This is a genomic window from Paenibacillus sp. V4I5 (genome assembly GCF_030817255.1).
Taxonomy (GTDB): domain Bacteria; phylum Bacillota; class Bacilli; order Paenibacillales; family NBRC-103111; genus Paenibacillus_E.
The window spans coordinates 1,300,077-1,326,758 of sequence record NZ_JAUSZB010000002.1 but is presented as its reverse complement, the minus strand read 5'-3'; the positions used below and the strand labels follow the sequence as shown (position 1 = coordinate 1,326,758).

Genomic DNA, 26,682 nt, shown 5'->3' with positions numbered 1-26,682 from the left:
CAAGGATGACTGTACAGCCAAGCATGAATAAGAAACAAAGAGCCATCACTCCAACACCAAAAAAACGCCGACGAACTGAGCGAAAATCTACGTTCAACCGTATGCTTGTGAAAGTGTTCCGAATCGTAGTTACCGTGTTCCTCTTGCTTGTCGCTTGGATCGTCTACATCCAGTGGAAGGTTCAGATCGCTCCCGATCAAACGTTGCCAAAACAAGTTGACGTTGGTATTGTTCTTGGCGCTTCCTTGCGCAAAGATATCCCGAGTCCTGGTCTCCAGGAGCGTCTAGATTTGGCTGTTGATCTTTATAAAGAGGGGCGGTTCAAACAATTAATCGTCTCCGGAGGTCTAGATCATAACGGCTCCAAACTAACGGAGGCGGAGGGAATGCGTAATTATTTGGTTAAAAAAGGGCTTCCTGCCAAAAGCATTTTGATAGAGCCGCGGGCGACAAGTACCTATGAGAATTTGCTTTACAGCAAGCAAATTATGGACGAGCAGGGTCTTGAGAGTTCGATTATTATGACCCATCAATTTCATGGATCTCGTTCGCTTGATATCGCGGAAACGATCGGCTTGAAGCAGCCTCTCATTTCATCAACGAAGTCTGAGGTGCTCTTCATGCCTTACCACGAAGCGAGAGAAACGCTAGCTTATACGAAGTGGTATTTGACAAAGCTGTTGTTGTTGGCTGGCATCTGAGATAGCAAAGAAGCATGACCTGTAAGCGGGAAATACCCACTTGCTGGTCATGCTTTTTTATTTTGCCTTGGTTATCCGTTTACAATGGCTCCACCGTTCACATGTAAGATTTGACCAGCCATATAGGATGAATCCTCACTTGCGAGGAAAACGTAGCTGGCAGCGAGCTCGCCTGGCTGACCGGCACGTTTCATTGGTGTAGTCGAGCCGAACGTGGCTACTTCCTCTGCGGTGAACGTAGAAGGAATGAGAGGCGTCCAAATCGGACCTGGAGCTACGCCATTAACACGAATGCCTTTTGCATTCAGCTGAAGAGATAGGGAGCGCGTGAAGGTGACAATAGCCCCTTTCGTAGCGGAGTAATCGAGCAGCTGTTCATGACCGTGATAGGCGGTAATAGAAGCGGTGTTGATAATTGCGCTTCCGGTTTTAAGGTGGGGAAGTGCAGCCTTGGTCAAATAAAAGAAAGAGAAGATATTGGTTCGAAACGTCCGCTCCAGCTGCTCCGAAGTGATATTCTCGATGCTAGGCTGAGGATGCTGTTCTGCTGCATTGTTTACTAAGATATCGAGTTTGCCAAACTTCCCGATAGCTTGCTCAATGATTTGCTTGCAGAAATTCTCGTCGCCAATGTCTCCCGCGACATGCAGACATTTTCGTCCTGCCTTTTCGACATGACGCTGTGTCTCTTCCGCATCCGTATGTTCGTTCAAATATACCAATACAACATCTGCACCCTCTTTGGCATAGGCAATCGCGACCGCACGGCCAATTCCGCTATCGCCTCCTGTAATCAGGGCGACTTTATCCTTTAGCTTGCCGGCTGCTTTATACCCAGATTGCTCAAAGACAGGAGGAGGATTCATCTGTGATTCAATGCCTGGCTGCTGATTCTGATGCTGGGACGGGAATGCTGGTTTCTTTTCTGTTGCTGTTGCCATGTGTATGGCTCCTTTCATCCTAGACAAATTCTTTGTTAGGATGATACAAGGGGCTGCAAATCATACTTAATTCGATAATGATAGCCATATCTGGCTTGGTAATCGAGCTTTTCATACAAGGTTACAGCGGGTTTATTGGAAGTAACAACCTGCAAATATTGGTTGGTTGCACCGTTCTCTAAACTCCATTCCGTCAGTGCGTGCATGAGGACGTACCCAAGTCCTTTGCCTCGATGGCCTTCATGGATAACGACATTTACAAAACCTGCCCATTCGTCCTCTACAATAGCCGTACCTAACGCGATGATTTGGTCATTTAGTTTCAGCTTGAGAAACCCTTTCGGAGAGGGCATCCGCTCAAATAGACCGCTATAGAAACCTCTGCGCTCTTCGGGAAACTGTTCAAGCATGAGGAAAGCGTCAAGCCACTCTACATCTGCTGCTTCTGCCCATTCCATTTGAATGGACGACTTATTAGGCATCATCTTATTGTTTGCGTTATCGGAAACTTGCCGACTGGCTGCAGTCATCATCAGACATGGTGTTTCTAGCACATATCCTTTTGTATGAAGAATTTCATCCAGACCTTCAGGAGAAGCGTCGCTAATATGAAAAATTGCAGGTAAACCAAGTTCTTGATAGAATTGCTCTATTTTCGCAAGCCAATTAGGATCGTTTGGATATTCGCCAATGGCAAGCACACTGTTGGCACGTTTAGTGACACCTTGGGAAGCCCGTAGGAGCCAATTGTCAATGGAAATGGATGATTCAGCAGGCCACGTGTTTGAAGCCACTGTATCGATGGCGATATAAAAGTCAATTTTTTCGTTCATTTCTAGCGATCCCCTTCTCAAGTAAGTTTCCAATATTATAAATAAATTTATAGAGTTATGTATATACATAATCGCACTCCGTCAAAGTGGAAAAATATCATCCTTTGATGTAAGCTATGAAACAACAGGAGGTGGATTTTTCTTGGAACTCATCATTCGTACCGCACAATTAGAAGATTATGAGGCCGTAAATGCCATCATTCGAGTAGGACAAGAAGAACATGCGGATGCATTGCCTGAGCGTTTTGCCAGGTTGGATCACGTTGTTGCTATGGGCTGGTACCGAAGTTTTTCAGACCAACAGAACAAAGTGATTTTAGTCGCGGAGAAAGAGGGCTTGGTCATTGGTGTAGCTATGCTGGAGATGAAGAAATCTCCTACCTATGAAGCGCTAGTTCCTCGAACCTTTGCGTATTTAAATGAACTAGCGGTCTCACCAGACTATCTGCGTCAGGGCATTGGTACAAAGCTTTATAAAGCTTCTATTGCCTGGGCTAGGGAACGCTCAGCTGCTTCACTAGAATTAAACGTATGGGAATTTAATGAGCGTGCCATTGCTTTTTATAAATCCTTAGGGATGTTTACCTTAAATCGCACTATGACGACCACGATAGGATAATAACTGAAGGGGCATGATTATGCTATTTATCGATAATGAAGGCATCACAGATCCTCGGATTAATTTAGCTATTGAGGAATATGCCCTGAGACAACTCCCAAATGAGGAGAGTTACTTACTATTTTATATCAACGAACCCTCCATTATTATTGGCAAAAATCAAAATACACTCGAAGAAATCAATCTCGAATATGTCAAAGAAAATAACCTTCATGTGGTTCGGAGATTATCAGGTGGCGGAGCCGTGTATCATGATTTGGGCAATCTGAATTTCAGCTTCATTACCCGGGATGATGGGAATTCTTTTCACAATTTTCAAAAGTTTACTGAACCCGTTGTTGAAGCACTCCGTAAGCTTGGGGTTGAAGCGGCTTTAACAGGCCGAAATGATATCCAAGTTGGTGAGCGCAAAATTTCGGGCAATGCACAATTTGCAACGAAGGGCAGGATGTTCAGTCACGGAACACTACTCTTCGATTCAGAGATCGAAAACGTTGTATCTGCCCTTAAGGTTAATCTGGATAAGATTCAGTCCAAGGGTATTAAGTCGATTCGCAGCCGGGTCGCTAACATAATAGAGTTCCTAAGCGAGCCTATTACGATGGAGGAATTTCGAAATAAGCTGCTGGCTTCTATTTTTAGTTCCGAGGAGTCGGAAGTTCCCATGTACAAGCTCTCTGAGGAGGACTGGGTCCGGATTCACGAACTATCTGAGGAACGCTATCAAAACTGGGACTGGAACTACGGGAAATCACCCAAAAGTACAGTGCAAAACTCCAAACGCTTCGAAGGCGTCGGAACAATAGATGTGCGTTTAGATATTGAACAAGGTCATATTCATGATATAAAAATATATGGAGACTTCTTCGGAGCTAGCGATGTAGCAGAACTAGAGGAAACGCTGCGTGGTTCGCGGTATGAAGAGTCTGCCGTACGAGAACAGCTGTCAGGCGTGGGATTGCAGCGTTACTTTGGTGCGCTGGATTTGGAGTCTTTTGTGGCTTTAATGATGTTTAATTAGTGCGTGAATGGGGGAATGCTGCCGATGACAAAGCTTTATTTAATCCGACATGGGGAAACGATGTGGAATGTGGAGCGCCGAATGCAAGGTCACTTGGATTCACCACTTTCAACTTTAGGAGAGCAGCAAGCCTCCTGGTTGTCAACTGCTTTGAAGGAGGTTCACTTTGATGTTCTATGTGCGAGCAGCAGCGGTCGTACTTTGCAAACGGCGAATATCGTGAAAGGTTCACGTGAATTGGCGATACATACCTCGGATGAATGGAAAGAAATGAATCTGGGTGCATGGGAAGGACGGATTTCGGCAGAAATTGCAAATTTGGATCCTGACAACTTCCATGCATTCTGGAATGCGCCTGATCTGTATAGACCAACGCAAGGTGAATCCTATGCTGATTTACAAGCTCGCGTCATACCTGCAATTGTGCAGCTGTTAGAGGAACATGCAGGAAAAACAATTGGCTTAATTTCACACACAGTCACATTGAAAATTATCATGGCTTACTTCGAGCGAAGAGCTCTAGCAGACTTGTGGAACCCGCCTTATTTTCACCCTACATGCTTAAGTCTTGTCGAAATGATGGATAAAGAACCTCATATCCGGCTTCATGGAGATACATCCCATTTTCAAGAGGAAGCATTCGGTTTCTAAACTACAATATCAATAGGAGGAATTATCTGTAAACGTGTATCAAGGATAGCAATAAATACTTGCTGCTCGTTCACTGGGAAACACTAGAGGATCACACCGAAGGCTTCCGTGGTTCTGAAGAGTATCAAGAATGACGGTAGCTACTCCACCATTTCTATGACCCATTTCCGGTGGTCGAACATTATTCGCTGTCTCAAAAGTATCATTAACGGCTGCTGCGGTCTAAAATGCATCAAACGAGCGTAGGATGGATTGATACGACCATCAAACCATCCTGTAAACGAGGTGATCCTCATGAGTGGTCGAAGCTTGCCATCCAGACAGATCAACATCGTCTTACGGCAGCCAGAGCCTGGCATGCATAGGCGAGCCGTTGATGGAGCAGGCAGCCAGACTCACGCTTCGCCGCTAGCCGATGCCGAGCCGCAGCTCACAGGAAAGAAGACGCCGCTAGAGGGTCCGCTTTCGGATGTTTTCAAAGAGCTGAATCAACTGATTGGCCTTGATAATGTCAAAGAGCTGGTGCATGAAATCTATGCACTCTTACAAATTTCGCAATTTCGCGCAGAAGCCGGTCTGCTCAGCAATGCGCACGTCTACCATATGATTTTCAAAGGAAGCCCCGGAACTGGTAAAACGACAGTGGCTAGACTGATGGGCCGCATGTTTCATGCTATGGGTGTTCTGAGCAAGGGTCATTTTATTGAGGTGGAACGTGCAGATCTGGTGGGAGAATACATTGGACATACGGCTCTTAAGACTCGTGAGTTGATGAAGAAGGCGATGGGCGGCATTCTTTTTATTGATGAAGCTTATAGTCTGGCACGTGGAGGAGATAAGGATTTCGGCAAAGAATCCATTGATGCTCTGGTCAAAGGTATGGAGGATAAGAAGAATGAGTTCATCCTGATTCTTGCAGGGTATAGCGACGAAATGGAGCAATTTCTGGCTACGAATCCAGGGCTTCCTTCAAGATTTCCCATTCAAATCGATTTCGAGGACTATCCGATTGAACAATTGATTCAAATTACTGAGCTTATGGCAAAAGAGAGAGAATATGTTCTTCTTCCGCAAACGTTGGTGAAGCTAAAGCAGCATTTAACCGATGAGAAAGCCGCTACATGGCGTGCGTTTAGTAATGCGAGGTATGTTCGAAACATTCTGGAGAAAGCGATGCGGCATCAAGCGGTAAGGTTACTAAGTCAATATGTAAACGCGCCTTCCAAATTGGAATTGATGTCAATAAGGCCTGAAGATATGAAATTTAAATGAAATTAATAAAGCGATTTAACTTAACTAAGTTATATAGGACAAAGTTTATTTACTTAAAATAGGTGGAAAGCTACCGAGAGGCCTAAGGTCTTTCGGTTTTTTGTTTCTTCAGATGCGAACGCACGGGTATAATCGAATTCTCCGTTCCTGCAAATTGACTTTCCCAAGCATTTCCTACACAATGATGAGGAATACGCCCACTGGGGGCTATTTCGTTCGTTTGAATGCAGCGTAAAGGAGACACTTATGAAAACAACTTCACATATGGTTGAGAAGGAAATCGATGACCGCGCAGTGCTCGTTAGTCTAGTCACTCAGAAACAGAAGAAAAATGAGTTATTAGCGGAATACTCGCTGCAAGAGCTGGTCAAGTTAGCGGAAACAGCAGGTGTGCTTGTTTTGGAGACGATGACACAGAACAAAGAAACGAAGGATTCCAAATGGTTTATTGGCAAAGGGAAAGTTGAAGAGCTAAAAGTTCGTTTGGAAGAGCTTGGCGGGAATACGGCTATCTTTGATCAAGAGCTATCGGGTGCTCAAGTACGTAACCTGGAAGCTGCCTTAGATGTGAAAATTATCGACCGTACGCAATTGATTTTGGATATTTTTGCCCAGCGTGCCAAAACACGTGAAGGTATTATTCAAGTTGAGTTGGCGCAGCTTAGCTACCTGCTTCCAAGGCTATCGGGACAAGGTAAGAACTTGTCACGTCTGGGTGGCGGTATCGGGACGAGAGGACCGGGGGAATCGAAGCTGGAGACCGATCGTCGGCACATTCGCGGCCGTATTGACGAGCTGAAGGCGCAGTTAGAAGAAGTTGTCCGCCATCGGACTTTGCATCGTGAACGCCGTAAGAAGACGGGTGTGTTTCAAGTTGCCCTTGTTGGCTACACGAATGCAGGGAAATCAACATTATTGAAACAATTGACTCAAGCGGACGTCTATATTGAGAATCAGTTGTTTGCAACACTGGATCCCACTTCGCGGACGATGGAATTGCCAAGCGGCAAAGAGATCGTTCTAACGGATACCGTTGGCTTCATTCAGAACCTGCCGCATGATCTTGTTGCATCGTTCCGTGCTACGCTGGAAGAGGCCAATGAGGCTGATTTGATCCTTCATGTCGTGGATAGTTCAACCGATATGAGAAATGAGCAAATGCGCGTTGTCGCAGAGGTTTTGGAAGAACTGGGTGCCCATCAGAAGGAACAGCTGACTGTTTTCAATAAAATTGATCTTTGCTCGCAAAAAGATGTGGAAATGCTTTCGACCGAAGGTGAATTTCTGAAAATCAGTGCTTACAACTCTGATGATTTGGAACACCTGCGAGTCGCCATTCAAGAGAAGCTGATGGGTGAGAGTAAAGAGTTCCGCATTCCGGCTGATAAGGGAGACATCATTTCCCTTATGTACCGAATTGGTGATGTCCTGGAGACAGATGTGGACGGGGAAGATATGCTGTTCAAAGTCCGTGTGAACAAAGATGACTATGTCAAATTGGCCTATCAATTGGTGGCTTATGATCAACATGCTCAGCAAGAGGTTCAAGATGGTGAGGGAGAGATTTACTAATTATGCAATTCGGGGATAAAGTTATGGCATTAATGGAGAGCGCTGAACGCCAGGTAGAGAGCGCTTTTCGCCAGATAGAGAAAACGATTGATCTTAATCAGTGGAAAGTGATTAGCGCTTTCCAAAAACATAAGGTAAGTGATTACCACTTTGCTTCATCGACAGGCTATGGCTACAATGATCGTGGCAGAGAGGTGCTCGATCTTGTTTATGCGGATGCAATGGGAGCAGAAGCAGCACTCGTACGTCCTCACTTTGTCTCAGGTACGCATACGATTGGCACAGCTTTGTTCGGTGTTCTGCGACCAGGCGAACATCTACTTTACATAACAGGTAAGCCTTATGATACGTTGCATAAGGTCATTGGCAAGCCTGGCGACGGTATGGGATCGCTGCAGGACTTTGGCATCGCATACAGCGAGGTTGCGCTGACGGAGGAAGGCGCTCCAGACTGGTCGGCCATCGCGGCTGCCATTCAGCCGAACACGAAGGTGATCGGCATACAGCGATCGCGCGGCTACTCGTGGCGGCCTTCGTTCACGGTAGAGCAAATCGGAGAAATGGTCCGATTCGTCAAGGAAGTGAACCCGGCCCTGATCGTCTTCGTCGATAATTGCTACGGCGAGTTTACCGAGCTGCAGGAGCCGACGCAGATTGGCGTCGATCTCATGGCCGGCTCGCTTATCAAGAACCCCGGCGGCGGTATCGCCCCATCCGGAGGCTACATTGCCGGGCGGCGCGACCTTGTGGAGCTCGCCGCATACAGACTGACCGCCCCCGGTATTGGGGGCGAGGTCGGTGCCATGCTCGGCGCTACGCGAGCGATGTTTCAAGGGCTTTTCCTTGCCCCTCACTTGGTGGGGCAAGCCGTCAAGGGCTCGGTCTTCGCCGCCGCGGTGTTCGAAGAGCTGGGCTTCGAGAGCCATCCGCGCCCGCAGACGCCGCGAACGGATCTGATTCAAGCGATCCGCTTCACGTCGGCGGATCACTTGATCACGTTCGTGCAGGGCATCCAGAAGGCGGCTGCCGTGGATTCGCACGTTGTGCCGGAGCCGTGGGATATGCCCGGCTATGAGCACCCCGTCATTATGGCAGCCGGGACGTTCATCCAAGGCGGCAGTCTGGAGCTATCCGCAGATGCGCCGATTCGTGAGCCCTACATCGCGTATTTGCAGGGCGGACTCACCTACTCACACTGTAAGTTAGGGGTACTTACAGCAATCCAACATATGGAAGACAAGGGATTGTTGTGAAAAATAAGACTGTGAACAAACCTGACACTCCTTGACACATTCTTGTTACAAAGGTACAATAAGATTGAGGTATTTACTGACCAGGAGTGATTAGCATGAGTGATGAGATACGTAGAAATATGGCGTTATTCCCGATCGGGATCGTCATGAAGCTGACAGATTTAACTGCAAGACAAATTCGTTACTATGAGCAGCATGAACTTATTATTCCAGCTAGAACAGCTGGTAATCAACGTCTGTATTCGTTTAATGATGTAGAACGTCTTCTAGAAATTAAAGATTTAATTGAAAAAGGTGTGAACATCGCTGGGATCAAGCAGGTTCTTATCCCTGTCGACAAGGATTCAGAAGATGCAACAATACTGAATGAGCACACAGAAGTTAAACGTAAAGAATTAACCGACTCCCAACTGCACAAAATGCTTAAGCAGCAGTTGATTGGCGGAGGTAAACGCCCAGATCAGGTTTCCCTGATTCAAGGTCAGCTTTCCCGATTTTATAAATAGCATTTCTTAATCGCTTGTAAATTGAGAGGAGACTGCACACGTGAGCTACAACAACAATTTTTCCAAAGAAGACATCTTACGCATTGCCAAAGAAGAAAATGTTCGGTTCATTCGTTTGCAATTTACAGACTTGATGGGAAGCATCAAGAACGTAGAAATTCCTTACAGCCAACTCGAAAAAGCGCTCGACAACAAGATGATGTTCGATGGTTCTTCCATTGAGGGTTATGTGCGTATTGAAGAGTCTGATATGTATTTGTATCCTGATCTGGATACATGGGTTATTTTCCCATGGGTAACAGAGAGCAAAGTAGCACGTTTAATCTGTGATATTTATATGCCAGATGGCAGACCGTTCGCGGGAGACCCACGTGCAATTTTGAAAAATGCGCTGAAACAAGCCGAAGAAATGGGCTTTACGGCTATGAACGTAGGTCCAGAACCAGAATTTTTCTTGTTCAAAACGGATGAAAAAGGCAATCCAACTACGGAACTGAATGACCAAGGTGGTTATTTCGATTTGGCTCCGATGGATTTGGGCGAAAACTGCCGCCGCGATATCGTGTTGACGCTTGAAGAGATGGGCTTTGAAATTGAAGCATCCCACCACGAAGTAGCGCCAGGTCAACATGAAATCGACTTTAAATACGCAGATGCGATTAAAGCGGCTGACCAAATTCAAACCTTCAAGCTAGTCGTCAAAACCGTTGCTAGACAGCATGGTCTGCATGCGACCTTTATGCCTAAACCTTTGTTCGGCATGAACGGTTCTGGTATGCACTGTCACCAATCCTTATTTAAAGGTGATGTGAATGCTTTTTATGAAGAAAACGATAAATTAGGCTTAAGTAATGTGGCTAGACAATATATGGCGGGTGTACTTCGTCATGCACGTTCTTTTGCTGCGATTACGAACCCTACTGTTAACTCATACAAACGTCTCGTGCCTGGTTATGAAGCGCCTGTATATGTAGCATGGTCGGCAAGTAACCGTAGTCCGATGATCCGTATTCCAGCATCCCGCGGTTTAAGCACTCGCGTTGAAGTTCGTAACCCGGATCCGGCTGCTAATCCTTACTTGGCACTTGCTGTTATGCTTGCTGCCGGACTGGATGGCATTAAGAACAAAATGCAGCTTCCTCCTCCTACTGATCGTAACATCTATGTGATGACTGAAGAGGAAAGAGAGAGCGATGGCATTCCTACTTTGCCATTGAACTTGAAACAAGCATTGGACGAGCTGCTTCGCAATGACGTGATTTGCGATACACTTGGCGAACACGCGTTGGCTCATTTCTATGAGCTTAAAGAAATCGAGTGGGATATGTATCGCACACAAGTTCACCAATGGGAAAGAGATCAATATCTGTCCCTTTATTAATCGCTTAGCACGTTGATATTGATGCTACAATTAGATACGACAAGCCCGTCAGCCTTCAGGAACGTTTCTGAACTGATGGGCTTTTTCACGCGAAGGAGATCATGAGAATGTTGGACAACTTTCAAACTAATTTGGAAAAGTATGCTGAACTTGTAGTCAAAGTAGGGGTTAACCTCCACAAAGGGCAGGATCTGATGATAGAGTCGCCGATAGAATCCCTAGAATTGACTAGACTTATCGTAAAGAAAGCCTATGAGGCAGGGGCGAATTTTGTCCAAGTGCACTGGCAGGATGATATGATTACTCGCAGTAGATTCGAATATGCCAATGTGGAAGCTCTCGATTACTATCCAGAGTGGTATACGAGTATGTTAGAACGTTTTGTAGAAAACGGTGGAGCATTGCTGAATATCAAAGTTCCGGATCCTGATTTGTACGCGGGTATTGATGCAAGTATGATTTCTAGAGCATCCAAATCTATGGCTACAGCTAGAGCAAAGTATCAGCACTATGTGAGAACAAGTAAGTTCAGCTGGTGTTTAATCAAAGCGCCTACGGTGGCGTGGGCATCCAAAGTCTACTCTGATTTGCCTGAAGAACAGCGGATCGATGCAATGTGGGAGGCAATTTTCCGGATAAATCGCGTTTATGAAGATGATCCGGTTGCGGCTTGGCGAGTTCATATGGAGCAATTGAAGCGCGTTCGCACCGTGTTAAATGAGAAGCAATACGAGGCGCTTCAATATCGAGCGGCAGGAACAGATTTGCGAGTCGAACTGCCGGAGGGCCACATTTGGCTTGGCGGTGATACGGAGAACGCAAGTGGAATACGTTTCGTGGCGAATATGCCGACTGAGGAAGTTTTTACAATGCCTATGCGAACAGGTGTTCATGGGACTGTGTCGAGCACCAAACCATTAAATGTGAATGGGGCGCTCGTGGATCGGTTTTCGTTCAAGTTCGAGGACGGGAAAGTTGTGGATTATCAGGCAGAAGTCGGCTATGAGCATCTAGCTAAGTTGCTCGATATGGATGAGGGCGCACGGTATTTGGGAGAAGTTGCGCTCGTACCTTTTGATTCGCCGATCTCAAATCTAGATCGCATTTTCTACAACACAGGCATTGACGAGAATGCATCCTGCCACCTGGCCTTAGGAAGCTGCTACCCGATCAACTTGCAGGATGGAGTATCTTTATCAAGTGAAGAGCTGAAAACTCGAGGTGGGAACACCAGTTTGATTCATGTGGATTTTATGATCGGGACCGCTGATCTTGAGATCGATGGTGTCCGTGGTGATGGTACCGTTGAACCGATTTTCCGTCATGGAAATTGGGCGCTTGCATTTTAGTTGAAATTTTAGATTAATTTCTAAGTTGGAAGTACTTCTGGTTTTATTTAAGGGGATAGTGAGCAGATAGAAGAAGGAAGACGGAAGATAGAAGTCTCTAGAGACTTCTAATCCGTCCAAAAGTGTGATGTGTATAGGAAGGATGCTTTCCGTTCTGAATATCGATTCGAATGTCCCAGAAGGTCTATAGGGCTTAAGGGGCTGTCCAAGAGTAGATTTACTTTTGGGACAGCCCCATTTCTTTATATTGAAGCAACTAGAGGATTATGTCTAAGTGTAGTCTATAGGAGCTTCTATTTAGGTAAAATGCGATCTAAAAGACGTAATAGAAGTCTATTAAGACTCTTATCTGAATCCGCTTCGGCCTTCTTGGTTAAGTAGGGAACAAGGTTCATATGATAAACTTTTGATAATCCATATTTGGATCTGTTGCTCCTCTACGTTATTGAGTTGATCCATCTGATCATTGCTTCATACGACAAAGGCTGTTTACATAGAAAAGGACCGAGGGACTATTGTCCTCTCGGTCCTTTCTCATTGGTATTGTATGTAGAATAAGGGCTGTAGGGCTATTACATATCCCGGAACAAACCAATGACACGGCCTAGTATCGTAACATGTTTCAAGAGGATAGGCTGCAAAGCAGAGTTCTCCGGTTGAAGACGAATATGATCCTTTTCCTTGTAAAAGCGTTTCACCGTTGCTTCATCATCTTCCGTCATTGCAACAACAATGTCTCCGTTATTAGCGGTTTGCTGCTGCTTTACGATGACATAATCGCCGTTATGAATACCGGCTTCGATCATACTGTCACCCATGACGCTAAGCATGAACACATTATTGTCTCCTACCATGCTGACAGGAAGTGGAAAGTAGTCTTCAATGTTCTCTGTTGCTGTAATAGGCACACCGGCAGTTACTTTACCAACGAGAGGTACGCGAGCTACAGAAACCGCAAAATGCGTTTCAGCACCATCAAGACCTAGAATTTCAATAGCACGAGGCTTAGTAGGATCTCGACGAATCATACCTTTCTTCTCAAGACGCTCCAAATGTCCATGTACAGTTGAACTAGAAGCTAGTCCGACTGCCTCGCCGATTTCTCTAACGGAAGGCGGGTACCCCTTATCTTTCACTTCATTCTTAATGAATTCCAATATAGCTTGTTGACGCTGCGAAATCTTACTCAATAGTTATCACTCCAATACTGGGAATCATTACCCAAAGTATAACATAGAACCCGAGTTCGTACAAACATAAGTTCGAGAAAAAGGGTTGACTCAAACATGTGTTCGTGTTATTCTAATACCAGAACAAATGTTTGGGAGATGATCATTCATGTATATGGCTTATTCAAACACTAACACAACACACGCACCTCATAGATCTGCTAGCACATCCAAAGGGATGACATTTAATTCTAGTTATACAAAAGCGATTGTACGCTTCATTCTATTAGCAGTTATTCTTGGTACTGTGTTTTCATTTGGTGCTATGGTTCAAGCCTATGCAGGGGAAGGGGCTGCAAACGCAACAACCCCAGTTTCCGTGACGCCTTTTAACATTTCTCCGAAAGCAGTCGTACAAGATCAAGTCGTTATTCAACGAGGAGACACACTATGGGATATTGCTTCTGCACATAAAAAAAGTGATGAGAACGTGCGTTCCTATATGCATGAATTAAAGACAATCAATCATTTAACCACCAGCTCCCTGAAAGAAGGACAGGTTTTATTGCTTCCGTAATTTCACTTTACTATTTTTAATAGACTCTAAATATGATGAGGCTTGGACTTGTTCCTATGCCTCTTTTTGTTGTCTCTTGACATTCCTTAATAGGGATGGCAAAGTAGTACTCATATTGAATTTTTGACTGGGAGGATCATTATGAGTGACAACATGGAACAGAATATCGAACGTATTAATGAGCTTGCTCGTAAAGCGAAAACAGTTGGCTTAACAGATGCGGAAATCGATGAACGTAACGAACTCAGAAAGAAGTATATTGAAGCATTCCGTGGCAATCTCAAAGTTCAACTTGATTCCATCAAGTTTACGGACGAAGAGTAATTGCTGCTCATATAGATACAACATTCAAAAGGGGAAATGAATGATGACGTTGAAAGCCGTACTTTTTGATTTAGATGATACGCTTCTTTGGGATGATCGCAGTGTGCAGGAAGCTTTCGAAGCGACATGTGCTGAAGCTGCAAAGCATGTAGCCGTGAATCCCGAGGAATTGGAAGCTTCTGTTCGCAAAGAAGCGCGTTCTTTATATGAATCTTTTGAAACCTTTGCATTTACGAAAATGATTGGGATTAATCCCTTCGAAGGCTTATGGGCAAATTTCACACAAGGTGAGAATGAGAACTTTCGTAAGCTTGAGAAACTAGCTCCAGGATATCGTACGGAATCTTGGACAAGAGGGCTTACGGCGTTGGGGATAGAGGATCGTGAGCTCGGGTATAAGCTTGGAGAACTATTTCCAGCAGAACGTCGACGCCGTCCTTACGTCTATGAGGAAACGTTCCGAGTATTAGATGCTTTGAAAGGCAGCTATCAATTGTTGTTATTAACGAATGGCTCGCCCGATTTGCAAAAGGAAAAATTAGCAGGTGTCCCAAATATCGCAGCCTACTTTGATCATATTGTGATCTCCGGTGAATTTGGTGTAGGTAAGCCAGCGACATCTATTTTCAACTATGCAATGGGACTACTTGGGATAGAAGCAGAGGAAGGAATCATGATCGGAGATAAATTGACAACCGATATCCTTGGTTCTGGCCGTGTAGGAATGCGCAATATTTGGATTAATCATCATGGGCTTCAAAGTGGAGATGAGATCGTTCCTGTGTATGAGGTTTCCCGTCTTCATGATATTTTGCCGATTATTTCGAACGGATAACAGTGAATAAACAAAAACCCAACGGCTGTAGGACAATAAGTCCAGCGCTGTTGGGTTTATTTTTCATATAATAGAATTAAGCTTTAGTAAATTCGGGATCATCAATGTTATAAGCAACCCAGCCATCTTTTTCGATGAAGAGACGAACTGCAACGATTTCACGATTATCCATAAGTGTGAAGAAATGGTTCGTGTTCTCAGGAACTGAGATCACATCGCCTGGTTCAAGTTCAACATCAAAATAGCCAACTTCGCTTTCGGATTTGATAATGAAAATCCCTCGGCCAGAAACGATTGCGCGAATTTCATCTTCCGTATGAGTGTGCACCTGTTCGAATTTCTTTAGGAGCTCTTCGATGTTAGGCGTTGAATCGGAAAGCGCGATGACATCCCAAATTTCATAACCGCGTCTAGCAGCCAAATCACGAATTTCTTCTTCATAAGTACTAATAATTTGAGCTTTCTCTTCATCACTTAGAATGAATTTCTCACGCAGTGTTTCCGGAAGTTTGTTAGCGTCCCAATGTTCATAAACAACATTTTGACTATCCAAGAAGGCTTTGACCTGCTCATCGCCTTCAATACGTTCATTCGTATTGCGTATTCTTATTTGTGCCACGCAGCATCCCTCTTTCTAAAGTAAATATACTTGTATTATAGTGGAAATACAGTTAGCTGTCGATGGTTGTACATAAGAATTTCCGATAAAGCCTATAGGAAATTATGATAATTCAAATTCTTTTCATAGAAGCCGGATTCTGTTACACTAAATCTTAACATAAATTGTCGTTTTTTTTATTCTCTATAGCTTTAGGATAAGTTGAAAGGGAGTCATGCAATGACCAAACCACCGATTCAAGAGCAGCTTAAGAAAAAGATCATGATCCTAGATGGTGCCATGGGTACAATGATTCAGCAAGAGAACTTAACCGCTGATGATTTCGGAAGCGATGATCTAGACGGATGTAATGAGATTCTTTGTGTTACACGGCCAGATGTTATCCGCAAAATTCATGAAGCTTACTTCGCCGCGGGCGCTGATATGATAGAAACCAATACTTTCGGGACCACGAGTGTGGTACTAGCGGAATATGATTTGCAAGACCGACATCGCGAGTTAAATCTTGCTGCAGCTAAAATTGCTATCGAGGCAGCGAATAAATATTCGACACCAGAGTGGCCTCGTTATGTTATTGGTGCCATGGGTCCTACAACAAAGACGTTGTCGGTAACCGGTGGAGTAACATTCGCTGAACTAGAGGAGAGCTATTACGAGCAAGCTTTAGCTCTTGTTGAAGCGGGCGTGGATGCACTTCTTTTGGAAACTTCCCAAGATACTCTGAACGTCAAAGCAGGCAGTATCGGAATTCGCAGAGCATATGAAACATTGGGTGTTGAACTTCCGATTATGATCTCGGGTACCATTGAACCGATGGGCACAACATTAGCCGGTCAAAATATTGAATCCTTCTATATTTCCTTGGAGCATTTGAAGCCTATTTCAATGGGTCTGAACTGTGCTACAGGTCCTGAATTTATGAGGGATCATATCCGAACGTTGTCTGATATTGCTGAAACAGCGATTAGTTGTTATCCGAATGCCGGTTTGCCGGATGAGAACGGACATTACCACGAGTCTCCTGAATCATTGGCTAAAAAGATGGCTGGTTTTGCAGAGCAAGGCTGGCTCAATATTGCCGGTGGGTGCTGTGGGACAACGCCGGATCACATTCGTGCAATGGCAGAGACACTATCTCAGTATAAGCCAAGAACGCAATATGGTTCGCATTTACCTGCTGTCTCAGGGATTGAAACGTTATTTATCGAGCCAGAAAACCGTCCGATCATGGTTGGCGAACGGACCAATATTTCAGGTTCACGAAAATTCAAACGTCTTATTAAAGAAGGTAAGTTTGAAGAAGGCTCTGAGATTGCACGTAATCAAGTTAAGAACGGCGCTCACGTTATAGATATTAACTTGCAAGATACAGACATTGACGAAGCTTATGCCGTTGAAGAGTTTATGCAGCAGGTTGTGAAGAAAGTCAAGGTTCCGTTAATGATTGACTCGACATATGACCACATCATTGAGCTTGGACTTAGGTACTCCCAAGGCAAGGCGATCATTAACTCCATTAACTTGGAGGATGGTGAAACGAAGTTCGAAGGCATTTTACCTTTAATCAAACGTTACGGGGCTGCCGTTGTTTGTATTCTCATTGATGAACGAGGCCAAGCGGTTTCGCGTGAAGCGAAGATCGAAGTCGCGACGCGGTCTTACGAGCTTTTGACTCAGAAGTATGGCATGAATCCCGAGGATATCATATTTGATCCTAATATGTTCCCAGTAGGCTCTGGAGATCCGCAGTATATCGGTTCCGCCGTAGAGACGATTGAGGGCATCAAGCTGATTAAAGAAAAGTATCCTAAAGCCAAAACAATTCTAGGGTTAAGTAATATCTCCTTCGGTTTACCGGATGCTGGGCGTGAAGTGCTGAATTCCGTCTATCTGTATCATTGTACGAAGGCAGGCTTAGATTATGCCATTGTGAATACAGAAAAGCTGGAGCGTTATGCTTCCATCCCGGATACAGAACGTCAATTAGCTGAAGAGCTTATTTACAATACGAATGATGAGACACTGGCGCAATTCGTTGCCCATTTCCGTGAGAAAAAAGTGGAGAAGAAAGAGAAGATTTCGAATCTGTCTCTGGAAGAAAGACTCGGCTCTTATGTCGTGGAGGGGACCAAGGAAGGACTGATCCCTGATTTGGAAATTGCTTTACAGACTTATTCGCCGCTTGAAGTCATCAACGGGCCGCTCATGAAGGGGATGGAGGAAGTTGGACGCCTCTTTAATGGGAATGAACTGATTGTGGCTGAGGTTTTACAAAGTGCGGAAGTAATGAAGGCTTCAGTTAATTACTTGGAACCATTCATGGAGAAATCCGAAACAGCGGTTAAGGGGAAAATTATTCTAGCAACCGTCAAAGGTGATGTACACGATATCGGTAAAAATCTCGTCGAAATCATCCTTTCGAATAATGGCTACAAAATTATTAATCTCGGGATCAAAGTACCACCAGATCAAATCATCGAAGCCTATCGAAGAGAGCTGCCGGACGCGATTGGTTTATCTGGATTACTTGTGAAATCGGCTCAGCAAATGGTGATTACGGCTCAAGATTTACGCACAGCAGGTGTGGATGTGCCGATTTTGGTTGGTGGTGCTGCACTAACACGTAAATTCACCAAAACGCGTATTCAGCCTGAATATGAGGGTGTTGTTCTGTACGCGAAGGATGCGATGGACGGTTTAGATATCGCCAACCGGTTAAGTGATCCTGAGCAGCGCAAGCGACTCATTCAGGAGCTGAGAGAGAGCCTGGAGTCCGATGTGATGGATACCAGTAAGAAGGAAGAGAAACTGCCGCAGCTCACACGTGTGAGTTCGTCTGCTGTATCCAAGGATCTACCTGTTCAAGTGCCGCAGGATACTGAGCGACATATCATGAGAGAGTACCCGATTAGCCATTTGATGCCTTATGTCAACATGCAGATGCTGCTTGGACATCATCTTGGTTTGAAAGGTAAAGTAGAGCAGCTGCTTAGCGACAAAGATTCGAAAGCCCTTCAGCTGAAGGATACAGTGGATTCAATTCTATATGCTGCACAGCATAATGGGATTATCAAAGCCCACGGGATGTACCGTTTCTTCCCAGCACAGTCCAGCGGTAACGATGTTATCGTGTATGACCCGCAGGATCACAGTAAAGTGCTTGAAACCTTCACTTTCCCGCGTCAAGATAAAGAACCATATCTTTGCTTATCCGACTACCTTAAGTCAGTAGAAAGCGGGCAAATGGATTACGTCGGTTTCTTACTGGTTACGGCAGGGCATGATATTAATGAATTGGCTAAAGAATGGCGGGATAAAGGGGATTATTTGAAATCCCATGCCCTTCAGGCTACGGCACTGGAAATGGCAGAAGGATTTGCCGAGCGGATTCATCACATCATGCGAGATGTATGGGGGATAGCCGATCGCGTAGATATGACAATGCAGGAGAGATTTGGGGCCAAATATGTCGGGCAACGGTTCTCCTTCGGTTACCCGGCATGTCCGAATCTCGAGGACCAAGCGAAATTGTTCAACCTATTGAAGCCAGAGGATATTGGCGTGGAGTTAACGGAGTCGTTCATGATGGAGCCTGAGGCGTCGGTTTCAGCGATCGTATTTGCCCATAAGGAAGCTCGTTACTTCAACGTAGGATAGAAAGTTTATGTATAAAGCGAGGCACTTGTGCGAACTAAACATGGTTCGTCGGCGTCCTCGCTTTCCATTTTGGCATCGTGATTTTAGATAGAATGGAGTTTAGATCGTGGACTTGTATTTTTTGGGTACGGGGGCGGGAATGCCTTCCAAACAACGAAATGTTACCTCAATAGCTTTAAACCTGCTGGATGAACGTGGAACCTACTGGCTGTTCGACTGTGGAGAAGGGACGCAACAGCAGATTCTGAACTCTCCAGTGAAATTGGGGCGAACGGAGATGCTTTTCATCACGCATCTGCATGGGGATCATTTGTATGGTCTGCCTGGTTTGTTAACGAGTCGTTCCTATCTAGGAGGAGATACACCTCTTACGCTATATGGACCCCGGGGTCTTAAGAGTTTTGTTGAGACAGCCCTCTCAGTAAGCGGGGCTCACTTAACGTATATGCTGCAGATCGTGGAAATCGAGGAAGAAGGTCTGATTTTCGAAGATGAAAGCTTCCAAGTCGAGACGGCACGACTAGAGCATCGTATCGAATGCTTTGGTTTCAGGATCGTAGAGAAGGATCAACCTGGCAAGCTTATGCAGGAAAAACTAACGGAACTCGGCATACCGGCAGGTCCGATTTATGGTAAATTGAAGCAAGGTCAATCCGTCCAGTTGGAGGATGGTCGTACGCTTCATGGAACTGATTATCTAGGTGCGCCGATACCCGGACGCATCGTTGTAATTCTTGGTGATACGCGTTATTGCAACGGGGCTCAGCACTTAGCACGCGGCGCTGATGTGCTTGTGCACGAGGCTACATTCGCCATGGATAAGCAGGAGCTTGCGTATTCGTTTGATCATGCCACTTCAATTGACGCGGCACGAACTGCTCAGGAAGCGGGAGCGAATACGCTGATCATGACACATATTAGCTCGCGCTATCAGGGGGATGCCGTAATGGAGCTTTTGCAGGAGGCTCAGGAGATTCACAGTAATAGCTACATAGCTAAGGATTTCTGGAGCTTTGAAGTACCGCGCAAAGGGTAAAGAAAAAAAGCCTCATCCAATTATGGAAGGGGCTTCTCACTTTTCTTATCTGTTCGATTCGTCTTTTTTCTCCTCGATGAAGCCGCTGATGCTTTCTTTGCGGCGTTCATTCTTGGATTCGATGCTTTGTTTTTCCTCGGCAGTTATTTCATCAGCATGTTCGTCCAAGTAGTCCTCAGCTTCGTGCAGATTGGCTATCGTATGATCGATGGCGTTCTGCAAACGAGCTGGATTATCTTCGCGATTGTCTGGCTTTGCCATAGTATTTCTTCCCTCCCTCTGAGGCGATAGATTGACATCCTGTTATACAATTCCACAAGGTCAATCAGATTATTCACTGAAATCATTACAGAGACTCAGGATAGTGCTGCTCGCAGCTGGAATGGAGAATTTTTATGCTCGGTTTTGCTATATTACTAGGCTTTAATTTTTTAGGTTATGTGATTCAGTTGAGCCTACACCTGCCGCTACCAGGCAACGTGATCGGGCTCATTCTTTTTACCGCAGCTTTGTTCACTAAACTTGTAAAGCTGTCTTGGGTGGAAGTAGCGGCTTCACTGTTGACGAGGCATATGATGCTCTTTTTTATTCCTTTTACGGTTGGCGTTCTTGCCTATATTCCGATCATAGGAGCTAATTGGCTTGCTATTTGCGGCGGGACTCTAGGTGCAACGCTAGCTGTTCTTGTAGTAACGGGTTGGGTATCGTCAAAGTTAGGACAGGAGAGTACCAAATATGGGAAATAGCATACTGCAGAATCCATTGTTTGGTCTTACTCTAAGTGTGATTAGCTATGCGTTAGCCAATTTGTTGTACCAACGATGGCGGTTTATGCATCCTCTTTTTAGTTGTACGGGGTTCATTATCATTGTACTAGTCAGTTTTCGTATTCCTTATGAGGACTTTAAACGAGGTGCTGACGTGCTAACGCTTTTATTAGGGCCTGCAACCGTTGCGTTAGGCGTACCTCTTTACAAATACAGAGAATTAATACGTAGAAATTTGGCGCGTGTCTTGATAAGTGTTTTAGCGGGTTCAATTACGGGCATTGCAGCAAGTGCCGCTATTGTGGGGTTATTAGGAGGAAGTCATTCCATTATCCTAAGTATGCTTCCCAAATCGGTAAGCTCGGCGATCTCAATCGAAATAGCCGCGCGATTAGGCGCGATTCCTGAATTAACAGCGGTATTAACTACTTTAACTGGGCTGCTGGGCAGTATGTTTGGTACTCGGATCTTGAGTTGGTTTAGAATTAGAGATGATATCTCGATAGGCATAGCAATTGGAACAGCCGCTCATGGTATTGGAACAGCCAAAGTATTCAAGGATTCTGAACAGCAGGGAGGATTTGCTGGATTATCCATGGGGATTTGTGGGATTATGACTTCGATATTATTTATACCCATTTATATGTGGTTAAAATAGTGCCGTGCATATGGAGGAACAGAGCTCGTTATAAGAGCTCTGTTCTTTTTTTACACCCTAAATATGCTGATTGTTCGTCAGTAAGGAGGGGGCATCCTACTTTTATTAGGCTGCTTTACCACATAAGTAAGACTATCTGCTTGGAGTATAACAGGAACCTCATGTCTTGTAATATCCAGACGCATCGGTGTGTCTGAGAGATGAAGCTGTTCCCAGCCCTCGTAATTCGCTTGAAGGATCGCCAGGGCATTCTCTTTCGGCATGACAACTTCGATTAGCGTTTCACGCTTTCTGCCCGTTTGACGGTTGAATTCTTCAATATTCGTATTCATCAAGATAAAGTTAATGCCACCTGGCTTGGTGCCCTCGGCCATCCTTCGGAGCACTTGTTTAAAAGCAGTGTCGGATTTTACGTGCTCCAGGCTAGAGGCAGCAAGGATATAATCGTAGCTATTTGGCGGGATCTTATACGTGCTAATATCTGCTTGTTCGGTACTGATCAAATGCTCTACGCGAAACTCTTTGCTATAGGTGTGCAGTTTCTCTAAAGCCAAATCAAGCAAATCTACACCATGAACATGGCCCAAAGATGACTTGAGCCATTGCGCCAGAGGAATACTATTGCGCCCTACCCCGCAGCCCAAGTCCAGAATGGAAAGCGGGTGCTTATGGTCAATCAGCTTTACAAGCTCCATGATCAGCGGAATGGGCTTGTCCAGCCATGATCCCTTGTTATAAAGGCGATGCTGCTCGAAGCAATCTTCATGATATTGCTTTTCTTCTTCACGAATACGTTGTAATCGAGCTGTGTTCATGAGGATACCTCCGCTTCTGAAATAGAAAGTTCTGTATACGTTTATATACCTCAAGTCATCGATATCTAAACAAGGATAATGACGTTTTTTTGGTGCGTCATTCACGAAATATTACAAATTCTTAATAACACGAAAACGAACACTTAATAATCCTCTGCTAACCTTGAGTTATTAGACTCCAGTTGAAAGGCGTGAGGAAGATGAGTGGACCACTTCTGAATACGGCGCCCCAGCATGCCAAGCTGTCGGTTAAGCTTGCAAGCAGCGCACAAGAGATTGAGCAGGCTATGCGACTTAGGTATCAAGTGTTCGTTGAGGAAGAGAAAAACATGAGGATGCTGAATGAGCAGGGGCTTGAGCAAGACGTCTACGATGCTTACTGTGACCATCTCATTGTGAAAGACATCGAAACCGAGCAAGTGATCGGTACTTATCGGTTGCTTCCTGGGGATCGAGCTTTGAACGGGATCGGGTTCTATTCCGAAACTGAATTTGATCTTACGGCCTATTCAGATTTGAAAAGTCAAACGCTGGAGCTTGGACGGAGCTGTATTGCTCCCGAATATCGTGGTGGAAAAGCGATTCAACTCCTTTGGGAAGGAATTGCTGGTTATATTAGCGAGCGAAATTATACGCATTTAATTGGTTGTGCGAGTCTGCATGTGGGCAATTTGGAGGAACTAAATTTGATCTACTCGATGCTGAGCCAAAAGCAGGTGATAACGGATCGCTTCGGTATTGAACCGCTTGCCACACATCGAATCCCTGGCCTTGCTCGGTTAGACATAGATTGCAATGAAAAAGAGCTTTTCCGTAAGCTGCCGCCTCTGATGAAAGGCTATCAATGGCTTGGAGCGGAGATTGGCGGAGACCCGGCATACGATGAGTTGTTTGAGACTGTTGATTTCTTTATTATTTTACAAAAAGATCGAGTTACACGCCGTTATAAACGCCATTTTCTGACTACTTAAGAAGGTAAGGAGGACTTACCTTGTATGAATGGATTTCCAAGCTGACATTGAATGAACGTAGATTACTTCGCATCGAGAGAGTGCTCCGCGTTTTTCCCATTTGGATGATGTCGGCTGCTTGTTGTATGTTAGCGTTTGTGCTTTATCGGGCATTCCGAAAAGGTTTTTTAAAGCGAGTGGAACACAATCTCTTAGACTTACTAGGCGCAGTGCCTCTGACTTCATTAAAGGCTATCTCCAAGCATTATGTTCAAAATGTCGTGTATACGCTTTATGAAATTCTTTTTCTTTCTGTTCGGTTGAAAAAGCTTCATGCGAGTCACTTTGACGTGCAGGGTGAGGAACATCTACAAGAAGCGCAGCGTCAAGCGATGGGGAAGGGATTCATTGTCTATGCACCCCATGTTGGGAATTTTTTCAACTATTATTTGTATTTGACTCAGAAATTCGATTGCTTAACGGTGGCTTCAGCGGGAAGTCCCGAACTTAAACCTCTGTATATGAAGTTCGCCGCTATGGGTTGTAATGGCTTAGATTACGATAGTGTCCCCCCGTTGGAGCTATATCGAACATTGAAAAAGCATGTGCAGAGCGGCGGGGTTATTTTCATCCTCGGTGACTTCTGGAGACCGACATTTCCTTTATCCAGGCTATTTGGCCGACTAACTCGTACACCTGAAGGTGCAGCCATGTTAGCGCTTGAGCATCAAGTGCCAGTTGTACCGTTCTATGGGTATCGTGTCAAAGGGTTTAAACATCGCTTAGTTTTTAGTCCCCCTGTGAATTTGCACGAACAATTTGAGCACTCAGGACGTTCAGAACGTGCGGAGGCTAACTTGCTTTTGAATGCGTTCATGGAGCGGGTTATACGTGATCAGCCTTCGGCATGGTTTTATTGGTTTAATGTCCATGAACGGTGGGAGAAGATATCAACATTGGCTCCCGATAACACAACTAACGATGTGATCGGGAGTATAGATTTGACCACGGAAGCAGCAGGATGACTTAAACAACGACCAAAAGGATTGGTGATCGACTCATGGACACAGGAAGCCACTTATTGTTCGGCGTCACGTTAGCGGGATTGGCATGTTTGGAACCGGCTGTCGCACAGGAACCAGCGCTTGCCCATGCCATTCTTGCAGGAACACTCATTGGTTCGCATGCCCCTGATTTTGACACTTTTGCACGTCTGAGGGGATATGCGAACTATGTTCGCGTTCATCGAGGGATCACACATTCGTTGCCTGCTTTGTTCATTTGGCCCATCCTTCTAAGTCTGCCGCTCGCTGCCATGTTTGGTGTATGGGAGCATCTGATAAGCTTATATCTATGGACTTTTGCAGCTGTTGTGTTCCATGTATTTCTAGATTTGTTCAATGTGTATGGCGTCCAGTGCTTTCGTCCATTTTCGCAGAAATGGTTCCATCTCGACACCCTCTGTCTCTATGAACCCTTCTTATTTGGTCTTCATGGCCTTGGGGTCCTGCTATGGTTGTCCATCTGGCATGGAAATGGTGGCAGCCATATCGGAGAGATGTTCGCTTTGATCTATGCGGCAACCTTCCTCTATATTGCTATAAGAGCCTCGCAGCGCAATCGATTCGTTAAGCTCGTAAAAAGGGAATTGAACCTCGCAGATGGCATCTGTCATCTCATTCCGACCCTAAGTTGGTTTCAATGGCAGTTTGTTCTTGAGGGTGACACATGTTTCTATCTAGGAGAAATCCGACATGGTCGCCTATTCATTCAAGAAGAATACAGTAAAGCAGATTACAATCAGAATGACTCACATCCTATTATTCAGGCTACCATGGCTACGGATGGCGTTCGCGCCTTTTTACACTTCGCGCAACGGATTCACGTGTGTTGGAAAGAGAAGAACGATGGTTATGAGGTGCAGTGGCGCGATGTGCGCTTCTGGCACAAACGCAAGCTGCCTTTCGGCGTCAATGTGCTGCTGGACCGGGATATGAACGTGGTCAGTGACACGCTTGGTTGGGATAAGAAGGCGTGGGATCCGCCGTATGTTTGATAGATTTGAATTGAATTGAATGGATAAAGTTGAATATTCATATAAAAAGAAAGAACACCTCATGACACGATCTCACTCGTGATGAAGTGTTCTTTTTTGCATAAACTTAAAGCGTCTGACCAAATTCTCCACCGTATAAAAGCTCGCTCAACTCTCGTCTGCCTGATGGGATTTCGCGTTCTTGGAACTTCTCATCGAGTGCGTTGACGGGGCCGCGGTAACCAATGGCGATCACAGCATGAATATCGTACTCTTCAGGGATCTGAAGGGCTTCACGGGCTTGATTCCGATCGAATCCGCCCATAGCGTGAGTGATTAGACCTTGATTGTTGGCTTCTAGAGCGAGGTAGCCCCAAGCTGTACCAGCATCGAACGCGTGACTTGGGTTATCGCCGCCTTTTGGCGTTTTGGTATGTGAAATGACAAGGGTGAGGACGGGAGCTTTTTCGCACCATTCTCGGTTGCCCGGCATAATGAAGTTATGGAATTTGGCTCTTTGCTCGGGTGTACGGGCAATAATGAAGCGCCATGGCTGCAAGTTGCTACTGGAAGGTGCCCACCTAGCGGCTTCAAAAAGACTAAGGAGAACATCTTCTGTCACTTCTTGATCGGTAAAGGAGCGTGGCGACCAACGTGTTAGGAATTGAGGGTTGATTTCGTGGTCAGGTTGACGATTGGATTCGACTTCAGCAGGTAAAGAAGTTGTCATTATGAATTCCTCCTTATTTTGTAATCTTCCTAATATTACCTGATTTCAAAGTGGATTACGAGTTTCTGGAACTCCCCTTGAATTGTATGGTTTTTCATGATTATGGTAAAACTAGTTGTTATGAAATGAAGGACCAAGAAGAGGTGCGAGAAACCGTGAATTTTACTAGTCATGATGTCATTATTATTGAAAGAGCACTAAGAACAGCAATGAAACATGATAGGGAAGAGCACCGTTCAAGAGATTATCAAGAAGTTTTGCTGAAAATGCAGGAAAATGTAAAGCAGGCACTCACTGCCAATGCTCAGCTAGTAACCATAGAACATGAAGGAATTCGGTATGATTATGATGATTCATCCGATCTCATGTAGACATACGAACGTATATTCTGCAAGGCTGCGGGTGGAAACC

28 protein-coding genes and 1 pseudogene are annotated in these 26,682 nt (G+C 45.0%); 22 read left to right on the top strand and 7 right to left on the bottom strand.

The window, feature by feature from the left end:
* The first annotated feature begins 5 nt into the window (after positions 1 to 5).
* A complete protein-coding gene (locus QFZ78_RS08230) occupies positions 6 to 701 on the top strand; it encodes a YdcF family protein (protein ID WP_307546555.1) in 696 nt (231 codons plus the stop codon).
* Between the two features lie 71 nt (positions 702 to 772).
* Here QFZ78_RS08230 and QFZ78_RS08225 read toward each other — a convergent pair whose 3' ends face one another.
* Positions 773 to 1,642, bottom strand: coding sequence for an SDR family oxidoreductase (locus QFZ78_RS08225; RefSeq protein WP_307546553.1), 870 nt, complete (start codon positions 1,640 to 1,642; stop codon positions 773 to 775).
* A 35-nt stretch (positions 1,643 to 1,677) separates the two neighbouring features.
* The gene (locus tag QFZ78_RS08220; protein WP_307546551.1) at positions 1,678 to 2,475 is read right to left on the bottom strand and encodes a GNAT family N-acetyltransferase; all 798 of its coding nucleotides are present in this window, start codon (positions 2,473 to 2,475) and stop codon (positions 1,678 to 1,680) included.
* 142 nt (positions 2,476 to 2,617) lie between these two features.
* Here QFZ78_RS08220 and QFZ78_RS08215 point away from each other — a divergent pair, with 142 nt between their 5' ends.
* The 10 genes and pseudogenes from QFZ78_RS08215 to QFZ78_RS08170 all read left to right on the top strand — a co-directional run bounded on the left by QFZ78_RS08215 (position 2,618) and on the right by QFZ78_RS08170 (position 12,099).
* The gene (locus QFZ78_RS08215; protein ID WP_307546549.1) at positions 2,618 to 3,094 is read left to right on the top strand and encodes a GNAT family N-acetyltransferase; all 477 of its coding nucleotides are present in this window, start codon (positions 2,618 to 2,620) and stop codon (positions 3,092 to 3,094) included.
* A gap of 19 nt (positions 3,095 to 3,113) precedes the next feature.
* A complete protein-coding gene (lplA, locus tag QFZ78_RS08210; protein ID WP_307546547.1) occupies positions 3,114 to 4,115 on the top strand; it encodes a lipoate--protein ligase in 1,002 nt (333 codons plus the stop codon).
* Between the two features lie 24 nt (positions 4,116 to 4,139).
* Positions 4,140 to 4,766 carry a histidine phosphatase family protein gene (locus QFZ78_RS08205; protein ID WP_373461010.1) on the top strand — a complete coding sequence of 209 codons (627 nt, stop codon included), beginning with the start codon at positions 4,140 to 4,142 and terminating at the stop codon, positions 4,764 to 4,766.
* 50 nt (positions 4,767 to 4,816) lie between these two features.
* Positions 4,817 to 4,897 (top strand): annotated as a pseudogene (locus QFZ78_RS38475) (antibiotic biosynthesis monooxygenase family protein); the annotation flags it as partial.
* A gap of 163 nt (positions 4,898 to 5,060) precedes the next feature.
* Complete coding sequence (locus QFZ78_RS08195; RefSeq protein WP_307546543.1) at positions 5,061 to 6,038, top strand: AAA family ATPase; 978 nt, start codon at positions 5,061 to 5,063, stop codon at positions 6,036 to 6,038.
* A 246-nt stretch (positions 6,039 to 6,284) separates the two neighbouring features.
* Entirely contained in the window at positions 6,285 to 7,610 is a 1,326-nt protein-coding gene (gene hflX, locus QFZ78_RS08190; protein WP_307546541.1) for a GTPase HflX, read from the top strand.
* Positions 7,611 to 7,642: 32 nt separating this feature from the next.
* On the top strand, positions 7,643 to 8,863 hold the full coding sequence (locus tag QFZ78_RS08185; protein ID WP_373461108.1) for a methionine gamma-lyase family protein: 1,221 nt from the start codon (positions 7,643 to 7,645) through the stop codon (positions 8,861 to 8,863).
* Positions 8,864 to 8,958: 95 nt separating this feature from the next.
* Positions 8,959 to 9,369: a MerR family transcriptional regulator gene (locus tag QFZ78_RS08180; protein WP_047676992.1), complete on the top strand. Its 411-nt coding sequence runs from the start codon at positions 8,959 to 8,961 to the stop codon at positions 9,367 to 9,369.
* Between the two features lie 40 nt (positions 9,370 to 9,409).
* Positions 9,410 to 10,750, top strand: coding sequence for a type I glutamate--ammonia ligase (glnA, locus tag QFZ78_RS08175; RefSeq protein ID WP_307546536.1), 1,341 nt, complete (start codon positions 9,410 to 9,412; stop codon positions 10,748 to 10,750).
* A 110-nt stretch (positions 10,751 to 10,860) separates the two neighbouring features.
* Positions 10,861 to 12,099: an aminopeptidase gene (locus QFZ78_RS08170; RefSeq protein ID WP_307555556.1), complete on the top strand. Its 1,239-nt coding sequence runs from the start codon at positions 10,861 to 10,863 to the stop codon at positions 12,097 to 12,099.
* 572 nt (positions 12,100 to 12,671) lie between these two features.
* Here QFZ78_RS08170 and lexA read toward each other — a convergent pair.
* Positions 12,672 to 13,289: a transcriptional repressor LexA gene (lexA, locus tag QFZ78_RS08165; RefSeq protein ID WP_047676998.1), complete on the bottom strand. Its 618-nt coding sequence runs from the start codon at positions 13,287 to 13,289 to the stop codon at positions 12,672 to 12,674.
* A 148-nt stretch (positions 13,290 to 13,437) separates the two neighbouring features.
* Between lexA and QFZ78_RS08160 the strand changes: the two genes are divergently transcribed.
* The 3 genes from QFZ78_RS08160 to QFZ78_RS08150 all read left to right on the top strand — a co-directional run bounded on the left by QFZ78_RS08160 (position 13,438) and on the right by QFZ78_RS08150 (position 15,004).
* Positions 13,438 to 13,845: a LysM peptidoglycan-binding domain-containing protein gene (locus tag QFZ78_RS08160; RefSeq protein WP_307546534.1), complete on the top strand. Its 408-nt coding sequence runs from the start codon at positions 13,438 to 13,440 to the stop codon at positions 13,843 to 13,845.
* A gap of 141 nt (positions 13,846 to 13,986) precedes the next feature.
* The gene (locus QFZ78_RS08155; RefSeq protein WP_047677001.1) at positions 13,987 to 14,169 is read left to right on the top strand and encodes a DUF896 domain-containing protein; all 183 of its coding nucleotides are present in this window, start codon (positions 13,987 to 13,989) and stop codon (positions 14,167 to 14,169) included.
* A 43-nt stretch (positions 14,170 to 14,212) separates the two neighbouring features.
* A complete protein-coding gene (locus QFZ78_RS08150; protein WP_307555554.1) occupies positions 14,213 to 15,004 on the top strand; it encodes an HAD family hydrolase in 792 nt (263 codons plus the stop codon).
* 76 nt (positions 15,005 to 15,080) lie between these two features.
* On the opposite strand, the gene QFZ78_RS08145 is transcribed toward QFZ78_RS08150, so the two are convergent.
* A complete protein-coding gene (locus QFZ78_RS08145) occupies positions 15,081 to 15,623 on the bottom strand; it encodes a 1,2-dihydroxy-3-keto-5-methylthiopentene dioxygenase (protein WP_307546531.1) in 543 nt (180 codons plus the stop codon).
* 219 nt (positions 15,624 to 15,842) lie between these two features.
* On the opposite strand from QFZ78_RS08145, the gene metH reads away from it, so the two are divergent.
* Together metH and rnz are read left to right on the top strand one after the other, a co-directional pair.
* On the top strand, positions 15,843 to 19,280 hold the full coding sequence (gene metH, locus QFZ78_RS08140) for a methionine synthase (RefSeq protein WP_307546530.1): 3,438 nt from the start codon (positions 15,843 to 15,845) through the stop codon (positions 19,278 to 19,280).
* 106 nt (positions 19,281 to 19,386) lie between these two features.
* Complete coding sequence (rnz, locus tag QFZ78_RS08135) at positions 19,387 to 20,316, top strand: ribonuclease Z (RefSeq protein WP_307546529.1); 930 nt, start codon at positions 19,387 to 19,389, stop codon at positions 20,314 to 20,316.
* Positions 20,317 to 20,361: 45 nt separating this feature from the next.
* Here the strand turns inward: rnz and tlp are convergent, their stop codons facing one another.
* Complete coding sequence (tlp, locus tag QFZ78_RS08130) at positions 20,362 to 20,577, bottom strand: small acid-soluble spore protein Tlp (protein WP_057302361.1); 216 nt, start codon at positions 20,575 to 20,577, stop codon at positions 20,362 to 20,364.
* A 134-nt stretch (positions 20,578 to 20,711) separates the two neighbouring features.
* Between tlp and QFZ78_RS08125 the strand changes: the two genes are divergently transcribed.
* Positions 20,712 to 21,062 carry a CidA/LrgA family protein gene (locus QFZ78_RS08125; RefSeq protein ID WP_307546526.1) on the top strand — a complete coding sequence of 117 codons (351 nt, stop codon included), beginning with the start codon at positions 20,712 to 20,714 and terminating at the stop codon, positions 21,060 to 21,062.
* Positions 21,052 to 21,741 (top strand): LrgB family protein, encoded by a 690-nt coding sequence (locus tag QFZ78_RS08120; RefSeq protein ID WP_307546524.1) that lies wholly within the window; start codon positions 21,052 to 21,054, stop codon positions 21,739 to 21,741. The genes QFZ78_RS08125 and QFZ78_RS08120 overlap by 11 nt, the downstream gene beginning before the upstream one ends.
* Positions 21,742 to 21,818: 77 nt before the next feature.
* Here QFZ78_RS08120 and QFZ78_RS08115 read toward each other — a convergent pair whose 3' ends face one another.
* Positions 21,819 to 22,556 carry a class I SAM-dependent methyltransferase gene (locus QFZ78_RS08115; RefSeq protein WP_307546522.1) on the bottom strand — a complete coding sequence of 246 codons (738 nt, stop codon included), beginning with the start codon at positions 22,554 to 22,556 and terminating at the stop codon, positions 21,819 to 21,821.
* A 200-nt stretch (positions 22,557 to 22,756) separates the two neighbouring features.
* Between QFZ78_RS08115 and QFZ78_RS08110 the strand changes: the two genes are divergently transcribed.
* The 3 genes from QFZ78_RS08110 to QFZ78_RS08100 are packed head-to-tail and all read left to right on the top strand — an operon-like array spanning position 22,757 to position 25,562.
* Positions 22,757 to 23,527, top strand: a complete 771-nt coding sequence (locus tag QFZ78_RS08110; RefSeq protein WP_307546520.1) for a GNAT family N-acetyltransferase — start codon at positions 22,757 to 22,759, stop codon at positions 23,525 to 23,527.
* A 20-nt stretch (positions 23,528 to 23,547) separates the two neighbouring features.
* The gene (locus QFZ78_RS08105; protein WP_307546518.1) at positions 23,548 to 24,531 is read left to right on the top strand and encodes a lysophospholipid acyltransferase family protein; all 984 of its coding nucleotides are present in this window, start codon (positions 23,548 to 23,550) and stop codon (positions 24,529 to 24,531) included.
* A 35-nt stretch (positions 24,532 to 24,566) separates the two neighbouring features.
* Entirely contained in the window at positions 24,567 to 25,562 is a 996-nt protein-coding gene (locus tag QFZ78_RS08100; RefSeq protein WP_307546516.1) for a metal-dependent hydrolase, read from the top strand.
* A gap of 106 nt (positions 25,563 to 25,668) precedes the next feature.
* Here the strand turns inward: QFZ78_RS08100 and QFZ78_RS08095 are convergent, their stop codons facing one another.
* Complete coding sequence (locus QFZ78_RS08095) at positions 25,669 to 26,271, bottom strand: nitroreductase family protein (RefSeq protein ID WP_307546514.1); 603 nt, start codon at positions 26,269 to 26,271, stop codon at positions 25,669 to 25,671.
* A 125-nt stretch (positions 26,272 to 26,396) separates the two neighbouring features.
* Between QFZ78_RS08095 and QFZ78_RS08090 the strand changes: the two genes are divergently transcribed.
* The gene (locus QFZ78_RS08090) at positions 26,397 to 26,642 is read left to right on the top strand and encodes a hypothetical protein (RefSeq protein ID WP_307546512.1); all 246 of its coding nucleotides are present in this window, start codon (positions 26,397 to 26,399) and stop codon (positions 26,640 to 26,642) included.
* Positions 26,643 to 26,682: the final 40 nt, after the last annotated feature.

Bases quoted from the DNA above. Each gene is read 5' to 3' on its own strand.
- QFZ78_RS08220 (WP_307546551.1), bottom strand. From the start codon at position 2,475: ATGAACGAAAAAATTGACTTTTATATCGCCATCGATACAGTGGCTTCA.
- QFZ78_RS08120 (WP_307546524.1), top strand. From the start codon at position 21,052: ATGGGAAATAGCATACTGCAGAATCCATTGTTTGGTCTTACTCTAAGT.
- QFZ78_RS08125 (WP_307546526.1), top strand. From the start codon at position 20,712: ATGCTCGGTTTTGCTATATTACTAGGCTTTAATTTTTTAGGTTATGTG.
- QFZ78_RS08115 (WP_307546522.1), bottom strand. From the start codon at position 22,556: ATGAACACAGCTCGATTACAACGTATTCGTGAAGAAGAAAAGCAATAT.
- QFZ78_RS08150 (WP_307555554.1), top strand. From the start codon at position 14,213: ATGACGTTGAAAGCCGTACTTTTTGATTTAGATGATACGCTTCTTTGG.
- QFZ78_RS08155 (WP_047677001.1), top strand. From the start codon at position 13,987: ATGAGTGACAACATGGAACAGAATATCGAACGTATTAATGAGCTTGCT.
- QFZ78_RS08100 (WP_307546516.1), top strand. From the start codon at position 24,567: ATGGACACAGGAAGCCACTTATTGTTCGGCGTCACGTTAGCGGGATTG.
- QFZ78_RS08095 (WP_307546514.1), bottom strand. From the start codon at position 26,271: ATGACAACTTCTTTACCTGCTGAAGTCGAATCCAATCGTCAACCTGAC.
- QFZ78_RS08180 (WP_047676992.1), top strand. From the start codon at position 8,959: ATGAGTGATGAGATACGTAGAAATATGGCGTTATTCCCGATCGGGATC.
- tlp (WP_057302361.1), bottom strand. From the start codon at position 20,577: ATGGCAAAGCCAGACAATCGCGAAGATAATCCAGCTCGTTTGCAGAAC.
- QFZ78_RS08160 (WP_307546534.1), top strand. From the start codon at position 13,438: ATGTATATGGCTTATTCAAACACTAACACAACACACGCACCTCATAGA.
- QFZ78_RS08090 (WP_307546512.1), top strand. From the start codon at position 26,397: ATGAAGGACCAAGAAGAGGTGCGAGAAACCGTGAATTTTACTAGTCAT.
- QFZ78_RS08230 (WP_307546555.1), top strand. From the start codon at position 6: ATGACTGTACAGCCAAGCATGAATAAGAAACAAAGAGCCATCACTCCA.
- metH (WP_307546530.1), top strand. From the start codon at position 15,843: ATGACCAAACCACCGATTCAAGAGCAGCTTAAGAAAAAGATCATGATC.
- QFZ78_RS08205 (WP_373461010.1), top strand. From the start codon at position 4,140: ATGACAAAGCTTTATTTAATCCGACATGGGGAAACGATGTGGAATGTG.
- QFZ78_RS08225 (WP_307546553.1), bottom strand. From the start codon at position 1,642: ATGGCAACAGCAACAGAAAAGAAACCAGCATTCCCGTCCCAGCATCAG.
- lplA (WP_307546547.1), top strand. From the start codon at position 3,114: ATGCTATTTATCGATAATGAAGGCATCACAGATCCTCGGATTAATTTA.
- QFZ78_RS08185 (WP_373461108.1), top strand. From the start codon at position 7,643: ATGGAGAGCGCTGAACGCCAGGTAGAGAGCGCTTTTCGCCAGATAGAG.
- QFZ78_RS08195 (WP_307546543.1), top strand. From the start codon at position 5,061: ATGAGTGGTCGAAGCTTGCCATCCAGACAGATCAACATCGTCTTACGG.
- QFZ78_RS08110 (WP_307546520.1), top strand. From the start codon at position 22,757: ATGAGTGGACCACTTCTGAATACGGCGCCCCAGCATGCCAAGCTGTCG.
- hflX (WP_307546541.1), top strand. From the start codon at position 6,285: ATGAAAACAACTTCACATATGGTTGAGAAGGAAATCGATGACCGCGCA.